Genomic DNA, 16,926 nt, shown 5'->3' on the forward strand with positions numbered 1-16,926 from the left:
ACCGCGTTCCCCCGCGGTCGTCTTTTTTCGTGTTACGCTGTGATCCAAGCTTCGTTAGCTGGATTTTTACGCCACTCTTGTAATTTCTTCGTTTCAGCTTGTCCAATCATACCTTTTTCTGCTGCAACTTCAGTTAATGCACTGTAATCACTTAAAGAATATGATGCTACGTTCGCTGCTTCTAACTTTTCTTTTCCTGCTTCTAGCTCGTATGTGAAGATTGATACGATCCCTAATACTTCACAGCCAGCTTCGCGAAGTGCTTCTACACATGTAATTGCACTACCGCCAGTTGAAATTAGGTCCTCTACTACTACTACTTTTTGACCTTTTTCAGCTTTTCCTTCGATTTGGTTCCCTTTACCGTGACCTTTTGCTTTACTACGTACGTAGCACATTGGTAAATCCATACGATCGCTTACCCATGCAGCGTGCGCAATACCAGCAGTTGCTGTTCCTGCAATAACTTCTACAGTTGGGAAGTGCTCTTTAATCAACTCTTCTAATCCAGCTGCAATCGCTTGACGTACTTTTGGATAAGATAAAGTTAAACGGTTATCACAATAAATTGGTGATTTCATACCTGAAGACCATGTGAATGGATCGTTCGGTTGTAAAAATACTGCTCCAATTTCTAATAAATGCGATGCGATTTCTTTTTTCATACTGTTACACCTTCCCACTGTTGTTTTACTGTTTTATACGCTTCAAGCGGATTTTCTGCTTTTGTAATACTACGTCCAACTACGATGTAGCTTGAGCCAAGTTCCCTCGCACGTTTCGGTGTTGCTACGCGCACCTGGTCATTTACATCATCGCTTGCAAGACGAATCCCCGGTGTTACTGTTACAAATTCATTTCCGCATACTTCACGTAATTTTGGAACTTCAAGTGTTGAACAAACAACGCCATCAAGTCCACTTTCTTTCGTTAGTTTTGCATAATGAGCAACCGCTTCTTCTAACGTTTTCTCAATGCCGATCTCTTTTTTCATCATAGCTTCCGAAGTGCTTGTTAGTTGTGTAACTGCAATACAAATCGGTCTCTCTTTTCCTTCTTGCTTACCTTCCTCTAATCCCTCAATCGCAGCTTTCATCATACTGCTTCCCCCTGCAGCATGAACATTTACCATATCAACATCTAGACTAGCTAGGCTACGCATAGCGCTTTTTACTGTATTCGGAATATCATGAAGTTTTAAATCTAGAAAAATCTTATGTCCTTTTTCTTTTAAGTACGTAATAATCGCAGGGCCTTCTTTGTAAAATAACTCCATACCAACTTTGACAAATAACTCTTCCCCTTCAAAGTGGCGCAAGAATTGTTCTACATCTTGTTTCCCTGGAAAATCTAATGCAACGATTAACGACTGTGACATGTTTGCTTCCAGCTCCTTCCTTGACATTCCGAAATGTGATCAAATCCTAATTCATCTAGTAATGCTGGTAACTCTTCAATAATTGTCGGACATACGAACGGATCAATAAAGTTCGCTGTACCTACTGCAACTGCGCTTGCGCCAGCATAGAAGAATTCAATTACATCTTCCGCTGTCTCAATACCACCCATTCCGATAATCGGAATGTTTACCGCTTGGCTTACTTCATGTACCATACGAATTGCTACTGGCTTAATCGCAGGACCTGATAATCCACCTGTACGGTTTGCTAAAATTGGTTTAGCTGTTTTTAAATCTAGACGCATACCAAGCAATGTATTAATCATCGTTAAACCATCTGCACCTGCATTTTCAATCGCTTTTGCAATTTCCACAATGTTTGCCACGTTCGGTGACAACTTCACGTATACAGGTACTTCAGAAACCTCTTTTACTCGCTTCGTTAAATCAGCAGCAATTTCAGGATTTGTACCAAAGGCGATACCACCTGTTTTTACGTTCGGACAAGAAATATTTAATTCTAGTGCATGGACATTAGGCGCTTTAGAAATTTCCTTCGCAACCGCTACGTAATCCTCAGCTTGTGAGCCTGCAACGTTTGCAATAATTGGAAGGTCAAATTGTTCTAACCATGGTAATTCCGAATTCATTACTTTGTCTAATCCCGGGTTTTGAAGTCCGATTGCATTTAGCATGCCGCCTGGTGTTTCAGCAACACGAGGCGTCGGATTTCCATAACGTGGTTGTTCTGTCGTCGCTTTAATCATGATTGATCCTAATACACTTAAATCGTAAAACTGTGCATATTCACGACCAAACCCAAAGCATCCAGATGCCGGTATAATTGGATTTTTTAATGATAATCCTGGTAATTCAACTTGCAATCTGTTCATAGTACAACCTCCCCGATTGGAAATACTGGTCCGTCGCTACACACCTTCTTGTAAGAATGTCCACTTGGATCTTCTTGTAAGTGGCATACACATGCGAAACAAGCTCCAATACCACAGCCCATACGTTCTTCTAATGAAATATAGGCTTTTTTCTCTTTGTAACGTCCTTCTAATGCACGAAGCATCGCTAACGGACCACATGAATAAAGAATATCAAAGTCAATTCCGTAATTATCAATTACATCTGTGACAAATCCTTTTGTACCGTGTGTACCGTCTACTGTTGCAACGTACGTATCACCAAGTTCTGCAAATTTTTCTTCATAGAAAACTACATCTTTCGTTTGAAAGCCTAAGATGTGAATAACACGTACACCTTTTGCAACGAGGCGCTGTGATAATTCATAAAGTGGTGGTACACCAATTCCCCCGCCTACTAGTAAAGCTGTTTGACCAGCTTCTGCTTCTTCTACAGGAAAACCGTGTCCTAATGGTCCTAGTACATCTACCATTTCACCTTGTTTTCTAGTTGCTAATGTTTTTGTCCCTTGTCCTTCGGCACGATATAGCATTGTAAATTCGTTCTTCTCTTGATCTACATTACAAATACTAATTGGGCGGCGCAGAAGGGGCGCAATGCCCTCTGCTACCTTAATGTGTACAAACTGCCCTGGTTCGTTCATTTGCTGTACTAACGTTCCTTGAAGCACTAATTCGTAAATATTTTTTGCGATTTCTTTTTGATTAACGACGATCATATTTTGCTTTTGCATCATGCATGTACCACCTCGTGACGCTTTGTTTGCGTAATTTCTTTCATTGAATGAGCTGAGAATGTCATAGATTCTAATACTCGTAAGATTGCTCTCGTTGTATCAAGTGATGTTAAGCAAGCCACACCATTTTCTACTGATTCACGGCGAATGCGGAAACCATCACGCGCTGGTTGTTTACCTTTTGTTAATGTGTTAATTACAAACTGTGCTTTTCCTTGACGGATAATATCTAGTAAGTTGTAGTCTTCAGAATCAATTTTGTTTACAACTTGTACTGGGATATTTTGCTCTTCTAATGATTGTGCTGTTCCAGCTGTTGCTAATAAGTTATAGCCGATTTCGTGGAAACGTTTTGCAATTTCCATCGCTTCTTCTTTATCTTTATCAGCTACAGTAATGATTACTGAGCCGTGCGTTGGGATGTTAATTCCAGAAGCAACTAATCCTTTATATAATGCTTTTTCAAGCGTTAAGTCTTTACCCATTACTTCCCCTGTTGATTTCATTTCAGGTCCTAATGTTGTATCAACTGAGCGTAGTTTCGCGAATGAGAATACCGGAGCTTTTACATATACTTCTTTCTCTTCTGGGTGATAGCCAGTTCCGTATCCTTGCTCTACTAGGTCTTGCCCTAAAATAACTTTCGTTGCAACATTCGCCATCGGTACGCCTGTAATTTTACTTAAGAACGGTACTGTACGGCTTGCACGTGGATTTACTTCAATTACGTACACTTGATCTTTGAATACTACAAACTGGATATTTAGTAATCCAACAATGTTTAATCCTTTTCCAAGTGCAATTGTATGTTCAATGATTTGTTCTTTTAGTTTTTCAGATAAACTTTGTGGTGGATATACTCCAATTGAGTCACCAGAGTGAACTCCAGCGCGTTCAATATGTTCCATAATACCTGGAATGAATACATTCTCACCATCCGAAATTGCATCTACTTCAATTTCTTTACCAACCATGTAACGGTCGATTAATACTGGGTGATCTGCATGAACTTTAACTGCATTTTTCATGTAGTGCAGCAGTTCTTCTTGACGATATACGATTTCCATTGCACGTCCACCTAGTACGTAAGATGGTCTTACTAATACTGGGTAACCAATTTCTTCTGCGATTGCTACCGCTTGTTCTACAGTCGTTGCTGTTTTACCAACTGGTTGCGGGATGCCAAGTTTTGTTAAAGCAGCTTCGAATTTATCACGATCTTCTGCACGGTCTAAGTCTTCAAGTGATGTTCCTAAAATTTTCACACCGTGTTCTTCTAGTTTCGCTGCTAAGTTAATTGCCGTTTGTCCACCGAACTGAACGATAACACCTTCTGGTTTTTCTAAATCGATAATGTGCATTACATCTTCAATCGTTAATGGTTCAAAGTATAATTTGTCAGAAATACTGAAGTCTGTTGAAACTGTTTCTGGGTTGTTGTTAATGATAATTGCTTCATATCCAGCTTCTTTAATTGCCCATACTGAGTGAACTGTTGCGTAATCAAACTCAACACCTTGACCAATTCGGATCGGACCAGATCCTAGAACTACTACACTCTTACGATCTGTTACAATCGATTCATTTTCGTCCGCATATGTGCTGTAGTAATATGGCGTTGCAGATTCAAACTCTGCCGCACAAGTATCTACCATTTTGAATACTGGCATCATATTATTTTCTTTACGCATATCGTAAATTTCGCGCTCCGTTTTGTTCCAAGCTGCTGCAATGTAGTGATCGCTGAAGCCCATTTCTTTTGCAGTTTGTAGTACTTCTATATTTCCTACATTCGCTTTTACTTCACGTTCCATATTTACGATGTTTTCAACTTTTTGTAAGAAGAAGAAGTCCATTTCACACCATTCATTGATTTCTTCTTTCGTTACACCTTGGCGAATTGCTTCTGCTACAATAAACAGTCGTTCATCATCCGCTTTAATGATACGTTTTTTCATCGTTTCTTTATCAAGTTCTTTTAAGTGGTCTAATTCTAAGTGATAAATGCCAAGCTCTAAAGAACGAACTGCTTTTAGTAATGATTCTTCTAAGTTACGTCCGATTGACATAACTTCACCAGTTGCTTTCATTTGTGTTCCAAGCGTTCTGTTCGCTGATTCAAACTTATCAAACGGCCAACGTGGAATTTTTGAAACAACATAGTCTAACGCTGGCTCGAAGCAAGCGTAAGTTTTTTGTGTTACTGGGTTTACAATTTCATCTAACGTTAAGCCGACTGCAATTTTTGCTGCTAATTTCGCAATTGGATATCCAGTTGCTTTAGATGCTAGTGCAGATGAACGACTTACACGTGGATTTACTTCGATTACATAGTATTGGAAGCTATATGGATCAAGCGCAAGCTGAACGTTACATCCACCTTCAATTCCTAGTGCACGAATAATTCGTAATGAAGTGTTACGTAACATTTGATATTCACGGTCGCTTAGCGTTTGGCTCGGTGCTACTACAATCGAATCACCTGTGTGAACACCAACTGGATCGATGTTTTCCATGTTACATACTACAATCGCGTTATCATTTGAATCACGCATTACTTCATATTCAATTTCCTTACAGCCAGCAATACTTTTCTCTAATAAACATTGTGTTACTGGACTATGTTTTAAACCACTTGTTACGATTTCAATTAGCTCTTCTTCGTTATGGCAAATTCCGCCGCCCGTTCCTCCTAATGTGAACGCTGGTCGAACGATTACTGGATAACCAATTTCATTTACAAATCCATATGCTTCATCAAGGTTATGAATAATTTCACTTGGTGGTGTTGGTTCATTTAAATCTTGCATTAATGTACGGAATAAATCACGATCTTCCGCTTGCTCGATTGCTGATAATTTTGTTCCTAAAATTTCAACTCCGCACTCGTCAAGTACGCCTGATTTTGCAAGTTCAACAGCCATGTTTAAACCTGTTTGACCACCTAATGTTGGTAGGATTGCATCAGGACGTTCTTTACGAATAATACGGCTTACGAATTCTAATGTTAATGGCTCGATGTATACTTTATCTGCTGTTGCAGTATCCGTCATAATTGTTGCTGGGTTAGAGTTAACAAGGATTACTTTGTAACCTTCCTCTTTAAGAGATTGACAAGCTTGTGTACCAGAGTAGTCAAACTCCGCTGCTTGCCCAATTACAATTGGTCCTGATCCGATTACTAAAATTGTGTTAATGTCTAGGCGTTTTGGCATAACTCTTCCCCTTCTTTCTTGAAGTTTTCAATCATTGTTAAGAAATCTTCGAATAAATCATTTGCATCTTCTGGTCCCGCTGAAGCTTCTGGATGGTATTGTACTGTAAATGCTGGGAACTTCTTATGACGAAGACCTTCTACCGTTCCATCGTTTAAAGCAACATGTGTAATTTCAAGATCTGTATTTTCAACTGATTCTTCTTCTACTGCGTATCCGTGGTTTTGAGATGTAATTGCTACTTTTCCAGTTGCAAGATTTTTTACTGGATGGTTTAAACCACGGTGACCAAATTTCAACTTACTTGTATTTGCACCTGATGCTAGAGCGAACAATTGATGTCCTAGGCAAATTCCGAATAAAGGAACTTTACCGATAATGTCTTTTAACATTTCAATTGCTTCTGATACATCTTTCGGATCTCCAGGTCCATTACTTAACATAATTCCATCTGGGCTAAGGCGTAAAATTTCTTCTGCTGTTGTGTTGTAAGGAACTACAATTACATCACAGTCACGCTTATTTAATTCTCGTAAAATACCATGTTTCATACCGAAGTCTACTAGTACAACTCGGTGACCACGACCTGGGCTTGGGTATGGATCTTTCGTTGATACGCGTTTTACATGATCTGTAAATACTGTCGCTTTTAATTGACTTACAATGTACTCTACATCTGCATCCATATTACAAAGGCGTCCGCGTAATGTACCGTATTGACGAATTTTTCTCGTTAATTTTCTCGTATCAATCCCTGCTAATCCTGGGATATTTCTTTCTTTCAAGTAATCATTTAACGAAATTTCATTACGGAAGTTTGATGGATGATCACAAATTTCGTTTACGATTAAACCATTTACAGATGGGTGAATGGATTCAAAATCGTCACGGTTAATGCCGTAGTTTCCGATTAATGGGTACGTAAATGTTACGATTTGACCGCAATATGATGGATCAGATAATGTTTCTTGATATCCAGTCATTCCTGTTGTAAATACAACCTCACCTGACTTTTCGATTTCGCCTCCGAAACCTGTTCCAATTAATACTGTTCCATCTTCTAAGATAAGTTGTCTTTTCATACTAATGCACTCTCCTTTTGCCATGCGATCTTACCACCAACGATTGTCATTACCGGCCATCCTTGGCATTTCCAACCTGCGAATGGTGTATTTTTTCCTTTTGATAAGAATGTTGTTGGGTCAATCTCTTCTTCTTGTTCTAAATCAATGATTGTAATATCAGCTGCTCTACCTTCTTTTAGGCGACCTGCTTCTAAGCCGAATGTATCAGCTGGCTTTTCTGTTAAGAATTGAATTAACTGTTCTAGCGTAATAACTCCCTTTTTCACAAGGTTTGTGTATAGAAGCGGGAATGCTGTTTCAAAACCAGTAATTCCAAACGGTGCTCTTTCAATTCCTTGTGCTTTCTCTTCCGCTGTATGCGGTGCATGGTCAGTTGCAATCATATCGATCGTTCCATCTAATAAACCTTCAATTAATGCTGCATGGTCTTCTTTTCCACGAAGCGGTGGGTTCATTTTAAAGTTAGGATCAGCTGATGGGATATCATCTTCACATAACACTAGGTGATGCGGTGTTACTTCTGCTGTTACTTTAATTCCAGCGCGTTTCGCATCACGGATTACACGTACCGAACCTTTCGTACTTACATGACATACGTGATAGTGGCAATCTGCTGCTTCAGCAAGCAGTATATCCCTTGCAATATGTACAGATTCACATACTGATGGGATACCGTTTAATCCGTGTTTCTCAGAAAACTTCCCTTCATGTACACAACCTTTATTAATAAGCGTATTCTCTTCACAGTGCGCAACTACTGCCATATCTAATTTTGCTGCACGTTTCATAGCCGCTAACATCATGCTCGCATCTTGTACGCCTACGCCGTCATCTGTGAAAGCAAATGCTCCAAGTTCTTTTAATGTTTCGAAATCTGTCATTTCAGAACCAGCTTGACGTACTGTAATTGCTCCGTATGGTAGTACGTTAACATGAGCTTTTTCTTCAATACGTTTTTGCAAGTCTTCCATATGTTCTCTGCAATCTGGTACCGGGCGTGTATTTGGCATTGCGCAAATTGTAGTGAATCCACCTTTTGCCGCTGCTAGTGTACCTGTTTCAATTGTTTCTTTATGTTCACCACCTGGTTCACGAAGATGTACGTGTACATCTACTAATCCAGGTGCGATTAACTTTCCGTTCACATCGATTACTTCAGCATTATCTGCCGTAATATTTTCTGCTACCTTAGCGATTTTACCGTCTTGTACGAGAAGATCCGTTGCTACGATTTTTCCTTCTTCATTCATATAACGACCATTTTTAAACAAATAATTCATGTTTCATTCCTCCTAATACATTTGGTAAGGCGCGTTTTAGTACAGCCATTCTTACGTAAACTCCATTTTCCATTTGTTTAAATATGCGTGAACGCTCACACTCAACAAGTTCACTTGCAATTTCAACATCACGGTTTACAGGAGCTGGATGCATAATAATGCTTCCTTCTTTCATACGCTTTTCTCTTTCTACTGTTAATCCGTGTTTCTCATGATATTCTTTCATAATGTCTGTTTCATAATGATCATGACGCTCATGTTGTACACGGAGTAACATCATTACATCAACTTCTGGAACAAGTTCATCTAATGGTTTGTATGTTCCAAATGTGTTGTCTTCATCTTTCCACTCTTCTGGACTTGCAAAGTAAATTGTTGCACCAAGCTTCGTTAATGCTTCTGCATTAGAACGTGCTACTCGGCTATGACGAACATCTCCTACTATTGCAATCTTCAAACCTTCAAATCTTCCAAACTCTTGTTTAATTGTAAGAAGATCGAGTAGGCACTGCGTTGGGTGGTTTCCGCATCCATCTCCAGCGTTTAAGATTGGAATATTCACCTGATCTTTTAGTTCATCGAAGTAGCGATCTTGCTCGTGGCGGATGACCACTGCTTTTGTTCCGATTGATTCTAGTGTTCTTATCGTATCGTATAAAGTTTCTCCTTTTTGTACGCTAGATGCATCAGCTGAAAAGTTTAAAACATCAAGTCCTAATCTCTTCTCAGCAACTTCAAAGCTAAGTCTCGTTCTCGTACTATTCTCAAAGAACAAGTTCGCAACAAAAGTTTGCTCTGTCGTTTTGCTCTCTTTTCCATTCGCAAAATCTTCTGCATCTTTTAGGATTTCTGAAATTTCTACTTCCGATAATTCACTCATCGTTAACAAATGGCTCATCGTCATCCCTCATCTTTCTGATTTTTATGTTACCACTTTTGAATTTTTATAACAACCTTTGCATAAAAATACCCTAGTCATGTGAGACTAGGGTGCAAGAAAGAAGCCACCCTTTCCGGTCTCACAGGACTGAATTAAAAGGTTATTATGAAGCAATCTGCTTAGATTGTTTTATTTGTTTCGTTTCCGGTAGTAGTAGATTTAACAGTACACCTACAATTGCTGCTAGTGCCATTCCTTCTACTTGGAATGATTCTCCTACGTGAAGTACCGCTCCACCAATACCGATTACTAATATTACTGATGCAATCATTAAGTTTCGTTTGTCACTTAAATCTGTTTTATCATCTACCATCATGCGTAATCCGCTTGATGCGATTACACCGAATAGTAAGATTGATACACCACCCATAACTGGTGTTGGGATCGAATGAATCAGTGCAGAAATCTTACCGATAAACCCGAACATGATTGCGAATACTGCTGAACCGATGAATAAGTATACACTGTATGCTCTCGTAATTGCTAGCACACCGATGTTTTCACCATACGTTGTATTCGGTGGCCCACCGATTAGTGACGCAATTAATGTTGCTACTCCGTCACCGAAGATTGAACGGTGTAAACCTGGTTTTTCAATTAAATCTCTTTTAATAACATTTCCAAGAACAATTTGATGTCCGATATGTTCTGATATTGTTACTAGTGCAACTGGTACCATCAAGAGTACAATCTTCCATGAAAACTCTGGTGTATATGTTACAAATGGTACTGTGAAATCTGGTACAACAAACCATTTTGCCTCAGCTACCGGCTTTAAGTCTACTAGCCCTTGGAAGTAAGCGAAGATATATCCGCCGATAATGCCAAGTAACACTGGTATTATACTGAAAAATCCTCTTCCAAATATCGAGCATATAATGGTAATTGCTAATGTTACTAATGCTACTGAAAAGTGTGTAAAGCTATATTTGCCATCCGCACCGTTCATCGCCATGTTAACTGCTGTATGTGCTAAAGCTAGACCGATTACCATTACTACTGGACCAACTACGATTGGTGGTAGTAATTTCATAATCCACTCTGATCCTGATTTCTTAATTCCGAGTGAGATTAAGATGTACACAAGTCCTGCTAGCAAACCACCAAGCATTGCTGCTCCCGGTCCACCTGCCGTTTTCGCTGTTATAATCGGTGCGATAAAGGCGAATGATGATCCTAGATAGGCAGGTACTTGACCTTTCGTTATAAGAAGGAACGCTAACGTTCCTAATCCACTTGATATTAATGCTACTGATGGATTCAATCCTGTTAAAAACGGAACAAGCACTGTTGATCCAAACATCGCGAACAAATGTTGTATACTTAAAAATAACCATTTTCCCGGTTTCGGTACTTCATTAACGTCTAACACTGGCTTTTGTTCCATTGTTACATCCTCCTTCAGTTTAAATCTTTGCAATAAAAAAACTCTTTGTGCCTGTGCACAAAGAGTCCTACACTTTCGTATGCCAAATTTGACATATGAAAGCCAAGACCCTTTGGCAGCCTCACAGGACTACATTTAAAAGGGCTTTACTTATCGTATATGCTTACTCGATCTTGTTGATCTGTCTCTTGCAAATCAACTTCGATACGCTCTTCACTTGATGTTGGAATGTTCTTCCCTACATAATCAGCGCGAATTGGTAATTCGCGATGACCTCTATCAACAAGAACCGCCAATTGGATTTGAGATGGTCTACCTAAATCCATAAGAGCATCCATTGCTGCTCGAACTGTTCTTCCTGTATATAATACGTCATCCACAAGGATAACTTTCTTCTTCGTAATATCTACAGGGATATCAGAACCTTTTACAAGTGGTTCTTTATTTTTCGATTGTAGTGTTAAATCATCACGATATAACGTAATGTCTAACTCTCCAACTTCCATTTCTTTTCCTTCAATTTGACCAATTCGTTCTGCCAAACGTTGTGCAATAAAAATTCCACGAGTTTTAATTCCGACAAGAACACAATTATCGACACCTTTATTTCGTTCCACGATTTCATGACTAATTCGTGTTAAAGCGCGGCGAATCATTTGGTCATCTAAAACGACAGCTTTCTCTTGCATGCTCTACACCTCCAAGCTTTTTTCTTGCGTGAGAGTAATGGTATAAAAAAAGTCCTCTCAGCGTGTGCGAGAGGACTTTTGAAAAAAGGGTACAACATACCCTAAGTATTTCAAACCGTTACCTTCTCAACCTCACGGGGCTGTGTTAAAGGATCATTATTTAACTGTTGTCAGTATCTCAGTTTTCTTATGATTTGTCAATACTATTTTCGTAAAATATTTAATACGTCTTCAAACACTTCTGGAATCGGTGCCTCAAACTGAATATATTCACCAGTACGAGGATGATCAAAGCCTAAAATACCCGCATGAAGTGCTTGTCCATTCATATCTAACGTTTTCTTCGGACCATACTTCGGATCTCCTGCAAGTGGATAGCCAATATATTTCATATGAACACGAATTTGGTGCGTACGTCCCGTTTCTAAGCGACATTCTACAAGCGTAAAGTCTTTAAAGCGTTCTAACACTTGGAAGTGCGTAACAGCGTTCTTACCATTTTCATCAACTGTCATACTTTGACGCTCTTTCTTATCACGAGCAATCGGAGCATCAATCGTTCCCTTATCATGCGGAATCACACCGTGTACAATCGCTTTGTAACGTCTCGTTACTGTTTTTGCTACAAGCTGATTTACAAGCGATTCATGTGCCATATCATTTTTAGCAACCATTAATAGTCCAGATGTATCTTTATCAATACGATGCACGATACCTGGACGCATTACACCGTTAATGCCTGATAAGTCTGTACAATGGTGCATAAGGCCGTTTACAAGTGTACCACTTGTATGCCCTGGTGCTGGATGTACAACCATACCACGTGGCTTATTTACAACAAGCACATCTGCATCTTCATAATAAATTTCTAAATTTAAATCCTCTGGTTGAATATCTAACTCTTCTGGTTCAGGAATTGTTACTGTAATTTCATCTTCTTCTTTTACTTTATAATTCCCTTTTACCGCTTTTCCGTTTACTGTCACAACGTCATCTTTAATCCATTGCTGCACTTGCGTACGTGACCATTCGTTATTTATCCCTGCAACGAATTTATCAATTCGCTCGTTTTTTTGCTCTGCTGCAACTGTTACTTGTACTACTTCACTCATTCAATTACTCCTTCGCTTTCTTGCCTTCTAATAATGTTTGAATAATAATTAATACAACACCAATACATAATGCTGAATCAGCTATATTGAATACTGGATAGTTGTACGAGAAAATATACACGTGAATGAAATCCACTACTTCTTGTCTAAATACACGATCAATAAAGTTACCAATTGCCCCGCCCAAAATTAGGCTTAACGAAATACCTAGAAGCTTGTCTGTTTTCGCATACTTTTTCATATAAAATACAATAAACACTACAAAAACAACTGTAATAATGTAGAAGAACCACATTTTATTTTCTAAAATACCCCAAGCAGCGCCTCTATTTCGATGTGATGTTATGTATAATACATTGTCGATAATCGGAATACTCGTACCCAATTCCATGTTCTTTACAATTAACCACTTCGATATTTGATCGATAGCAATGACGAATAACGCTATTACATAATATATCATTTTCATTTCCCCCACAAAGACAGTGTACCTCAAAATTTTAGCATAGCTGCTACCTTTTCACAATGAACCTTTATAGAAGAATAAAATAAATTAAAAAAAGGTAATATAATATCGTTGTGCGTATTCATACATTTACCTTTTCGTAGAAGAATTCATGAATCGTACGGGCAGTCGGCATTGTCTTCATTTGCTTTGTCGAAATTAATCTCCCCGTCTCTTCACAAATACCATACATGTCTATTTCCATTTTAAATAATGCGCGTTCTACATCCTTTAAATCCTCTTTTATATCATGTAATAGCAATTTTTTCTTTATCTCTTCCTTAATTTCATATCCAAGCTCTTGGCTGAACTCGACATCATATTTGTGCATTACTTCTTTAGCTAGTCTCTCTTGCAACTCTTTTCTCATCAATTGCAATTCTTCTTTTATTTCCATGTAAATTTCATTCACGTGTACATTCCTCCTAGCTGTAATGTACAGTTAGTGTGTCCGAAATTTATTTGCTTACCTCACACACATTTTTCCTTCACAGGAAAGAGTCTGAAAGTGATCTTGATATACCATCAACAAAAAAACTGACCGCATCAATAGCAGTCAGTTTTTTATTATTTTACATAGTTTTCTTTAACAACTGTTGCACAACGCTCACATAATGTTTCATGTTCAGCATCTTTACCAATTGTTTCTGAAACTACCCAACAACGTTCACATGTTTCACCAGTTGCTTGAACAACAACAACCGCTGTATGTTCATACTTCGGTGCATCTGCTGGCGCTTCATCCATCATACCACCAAGTTTATACTCAGAAACGATGAATAATTGCTTTAAGTCTTCGCTAATAGACTCTAACATAGCTTTCATTTCTGCAGTTGGATATAGCGTAATGCTTGCATTTAATGACTTACCGATTACTTTTTCATTACGAGCTACTTCTAGTGCTTTTAACACGTCATCACGTAATGTCATAAATGCATCCCATTTTGTTTTTAACGCTTCCGCGTCATCTAATTGTACAGCTTCTGGCATATCAGTTAATTGTACACTTTCTTCTGTTACGCCTGGAATATATGGCCATACTTCATCAGCTGTGTGCGGTAAGATTGGTGTTACAAGTTTCGTTAACGCAACAAGAACATCATATAATACAGTTTGAATTGCACGACGATCTTCGTGGTTTGCACCTTCAATGTATAAGATGTCTTTTGCAAAGTCTAAGTAGAATGAACTTAAATCAATTGTACAGAAGTTATGAATTGCATGATACACAGCAGCGAAATCGTATGTCTCATATGCTTCTTTAACTTTTGTAATTAAGTCATTTAATTTTACTAACATGTAACGATCTACTTCACGAAGTTCAGCTACAGCTACTGCATTTTCACTTGGCTTAAAGTCGTCTAAGTTTCCTAATAAGAAACGGAATGTGTTACGGATTTTACGATACACTTCTGCTACTTGTTTTAAAATATCATCTGAAATACGTACGTCAGATTGATAGTCAACAGAAGATACCCATAAGCGTAAAATGTCTCCGCCTAATTGATCCATGATTTTCTTCGGTACGACGATGTTTCCAATCGACTTACTCATTTTACGTCCTTCACCATCTAGTACGAAACCGTGGCTTAGTACGCCTTTATATGGAGCTTTACCTGTTACAGCAACTGCTGTTGATAATGAAGAGTTAAACCAACCACGATACTGGTCAGATCCTTCTAAATATAAATCAGCTGGACGCTGTAAATCTTCGCGCTCTTCTAATACCGCTTGGTGAGAAGAACCTGAATCGAACCATACATCCATGATGTCTGTTTCTTTACGGAATTCACCATTTGGGCTACCTGGATGTGTAAATCCTTCTGGTAATAGATCTTTCGCTTCACGCTCGAACCATACGTTAGAACCGTGTTCACGGAATAAATCTGCTACATGGTTAATTGTTTCATCCGTAATAATTGGATCACCATTCTCAGCATAGAATACCGGAATTGGCACACCCCATGCACGCTGACGAGAAATACACCAGTCACCACGGTCACGAACCATATTATGAAGACGAGTTTCTCCCCATGCTGGTACCCACTTTGTTTCTGCTACAGCTTCTATTAATTCTTTACGGAATGCTTCAATAGATGCAAACCACTGTGCTGTCGCACGGAAAATAATTGGTTTTTTCGTTCTCCAATCATGTGGGTATGAATGTGTAATGAATGTTAGTTTCAGTAACGCGCCTACTTCTTCTAATTTTTCTGTAATTGGTTTGTTAGCTTTATCATAGAATAAGCCTTCAAATCCAGGTGCCTCATTTGTTAATACACCTTTATCATCGACTGGGCAAAGTACTTCTAATCCATACTTTTTACCAACAACGAAGTCATCTTCCCCGTGTCCTGGTGCTGTATGAACACAACCTGTACCTGCATCTGTTGTTACGTGATCTCCTAGCATAACTAATGAATCACGATCGTAGAATGGATGTTTTGCAACTGTATACTCAAGTTCGCTACCTTTTACTGTTTTCACAACTTCAGCATTTTCCCACTCTAACGTTTTTGCAACTGTCTCAAACAGCTCAGAAGCAATGATATATTTCTCATCATTTACTTTTACAATGCTATATTCAAGCTCTGGATGAACAGAAATACCTAAGTTTGCAGGTAATGTCCAAGGTGTTGTTGTCCAAATGATGTACTTTTCATCACCTTCTAATACGTTCTTTCCATCTTTTACAGGGAATGCTACGTAAATAGATGCTGATTTTTTATCTTGATATTCAATTTCAGCTTCCGCTAAAGCAGATTCACTCGTTGGAGACCAGTAAACTGGTTTTTGACCTTTATAGATATAACCTTTTTTCGCCATGTCACCAAACACTTTAATTTGTTGTGCTTCATAAGCTGGCTCTAAAGTAATATATGGATTATCCCAATCTGCACGTACACCTAGACGCTTAAATTGTTCACGTTGACGTTCTACTTGTTCATATGCATACTCTGCACATAACTTACGGAACTCAGCAACTGTCATTTCTTTACGTTTTACACCTTTATTTGTTAAAGCTTGTTCAATTGGTAAACCGTGCGTATCCCATCCCGGAACATATGGCGCACTAAAACCAGTCATTGATTTATAACGAACAATAAAGTCTTTTAATACTTTATTTAATGCATGTCCCATATGAATGTCACCATTCGCATATGGAGGTCCATCATGCAATACAAATAAAGGACGACCTTTTGTATGTTCTTGTACTTTTTCGTAAATATTCATTTCAGCCCATTTTTCTTGCATTGCAGGCTCACGTTTTGGTAAATTCCCACGCATTGGGAACTCTGTTTTTGGCATCAGTAATGTATTTTTGTACTCCATGCTCAATTCCTCCTTACATGTATAAAAGAAATACTTAAAAAACGGAATAAAAAAGAGACCTTCTCATCCCCAAAAGGGACGAGAAAGTCTCCCGCGGTACCACCCTAGTAGATTATATACATATGTATAGAATCCTCTTTATATTCTTAACGCGAATACACGCCTACGCTTACTCTATTTGTTCAGCGCGGAACTCCAGGGTGATATTCCCACTATCTCCTTATCCTGAGCTTACACCATCCTCAGTTCGCTATATAAGGTTTGAAAAGGTACTTATCCCTATCTTCGTTTTTCTTAATAAATATGTTGTTT

Annotated in this window: 14 protein-coding genes and 1 other annotated feature; all 14 genes read right to left on the bottom strand. The window is 38.6% G+C overall.

What is annotated here, in order from left to right; genetic code table 11:
• Nucleotides 1-32: 32 nt before the first annotated feature.
• Entirely contained in the window at nt 33-665 is a 633-nt protein-coding gene (gene pyrE / locus QO049_RS11205; protein ID WP_000711449.1) for an orotate phosphoribosyltransferase, read from the bottom strand.
• Nucleotides 662-1,378: an orotidine-5'-phosphate decarboxylase gene (pyrF, locus tag QO049_RS11210; RefSeq protein ID WP_000083496.1), complete on the bottom strand. Its 717-nt coding sequence runs from the start codon at nt 1,376-1,378 to the stop codon at nt 662-664. Before pyrF ends, pyrE begins: the two co-directional genes overlap by 4 nt.
• The gene (gene pyrD / locus QO049_RS11215) at nt 1,363-2,292 is read right to left on the bottom strand and encodes a dihydroorotate oxidase B catalytic subunit (protein ID WP_001081049.1); all 930 of its coding nucleotides are present in this window, start codon (nt 2,290-2,292) and stop codon (nt 1,363-1,365) included. Before pyrD ends, pyrF begins: the two co-directional genes overlap by 16 nt.
• Nucleotides 2,289-3,068: a dihydroorotate oxidase B electron transfer subunit gene (pyrK, locus tag QO049_RS11220; RefSeq protein WP_000983359.1), complete on the bottom strand. Its 780-nt coding sequence runs from the start codon at nt 3,066-3,068 to the stop codon at nt 2,289-2,291. Before pyrK ends, pyrD begins: the two co-directional genes overlap by 4 nt.
• A complete protein-coding gene (gene carB / locus QO049_RS11225; protein WP_001126097.1) occupies nt 3,065-6,283 on the bottom strand; it encodes a carbamoyl-phosphate synthase large subunit in 3,219 nt (1,072 codons plus the stop codon). Before carB ends, pyrK begins: the two co-directional genes overlap by 4 nt.
• Nucleotides 6,268-7,365, bottom strand: coding sequence for a carbamoyl phosphate synthase small subunit (locus tag QO049_RS11230; protein ID WP_000828684.1), 1,098 nt, complete (start codon nt 7,363-7,365; stop codon nt 6,268-6,270). The genes carB and QO049_RS11230 overlap by 16 nt, the downstream gene beginning before the upstream one ends.
• Nucleotides 7,362-8,648, bottom strand: a complete 1,287-nt coding sequence (gene pyrC / locus QO049_RS11235; RefSeq protein ID WP_001108367.1) for a dihydroorotase — start codon at nt 8,646-8,648, stop codon at nt 7,362-7,364. The genes QO049_RS11230 and pyrC overlap by 4 nt, the downstream gene beginning before the upstream one ends.
• Complete coding sequence (pyrB, locus tag QO049_RS11240; RefSeq protein ID WP_246961034.1) at nt 8,632-9,546, bottom strand: aspartate carbamoyltransferase; 915 nt, start codon at nt 9,544-9,546, stop codon at nt 8,632-8,634. The genes pyrC and pyrB overlap by 17 nt, the downstream gene beginning before the upstream one ends.
• Before the next feature lie 145 nt (nt 9,547-9,691).
• On the bottom strand, nt 9,692-10,975 hold the full coding sequence (gene uraA, locus QO049_RS11245) for a uracil permease (RefSeq protein WP_000435928.1): 1,284 nt from the start codon (nt 10,973-10,975) through the stop codon (nt 9,692-9,694).
• A 146-nt stretch (nt 10,976-11,121) separates the two neighbouring features.
• Nucleotides 11,122-11,664: a bifunctional pyrimidine operon transcriptional regulator/uracil phosphoribosyltransferase gene (gene pyrR / locus QO049_RS11250; protein WP_001156491.1), complete on the bottom strand. Its 543-nt coding sequence runs from the start codon at nt 11,662-11,664 to the stop codon at nt 11,122-11,124.
• Between the two features lie 203 nt (nt 11,665-11,867).
• On the bottom strand, nt 11,868-12,776 hold the full coding sequence (locus tag QO049_RS11255; RefSeq protein WP_000005830.1) for an RluA family pseudouridine synthase: 909 nt from the start codon (nt 12,774-12,776) through the stop codon (nt 11,868-11,870).
• Nucleotides 12,777-12,780: 4 nt separating this feature from the next.
• Complete coding sequence (lspA, locus tag QO049_RS11260) at nt 12,781-13,239, bottom strand: lipoprotein signal peptidase LspA (RefSeq protein WP_000642184.1); 459 nt, start codon at nt 13,237-13,239, stop codon at nt 12,781-12,783.
• A gap of 124 nt (nt 13,240-13,363) precedes the next feature.
• The gene (locus QO049_RS11265) at nt 13,364-13,693 is read right to left on the bottom strand and encodes a TraR/DksA C4-type zinc finger protein (RefSeq protein ID WP_001002956.1); all 330 of its coding nucleotides are present in this window, start codon (nt 13,691-13,693) and stop codon (nt 13,364-13,366) included.
• A 155-nt stretch (nt 13,694-13,848) separates the two neighbouring features.
• On the bottom strand, nt 13,849-16,614 hold the full coding sequence (ileS2, locus tag QO049_RS11270) for an isoleucine--tRNA ligase (RefSeq protein WP_000455952.1): 2,766 nt from the start codon (nt 16,612-16,614) through the stop codon (nt 13,849-13,851).
• A gap of 71 nt (nt 16,615-16,685) precedes the next feature.
• Nucleotides 16,686-16,909, bottom strand: a binding site (T-box leader).
• Nucleotides 16,910-16,926 lie beyond the last annotated feature (17 nt).

It is taken from the genome of Bacillus sp. RB3 (assembly GCF_030164735.1).
Classification (GTDB): Bacteria; Bacillota; Bacilli; order Bacillales; family Bacillaceae_G; genus Bacillus_A; species Bacillus_A cereus.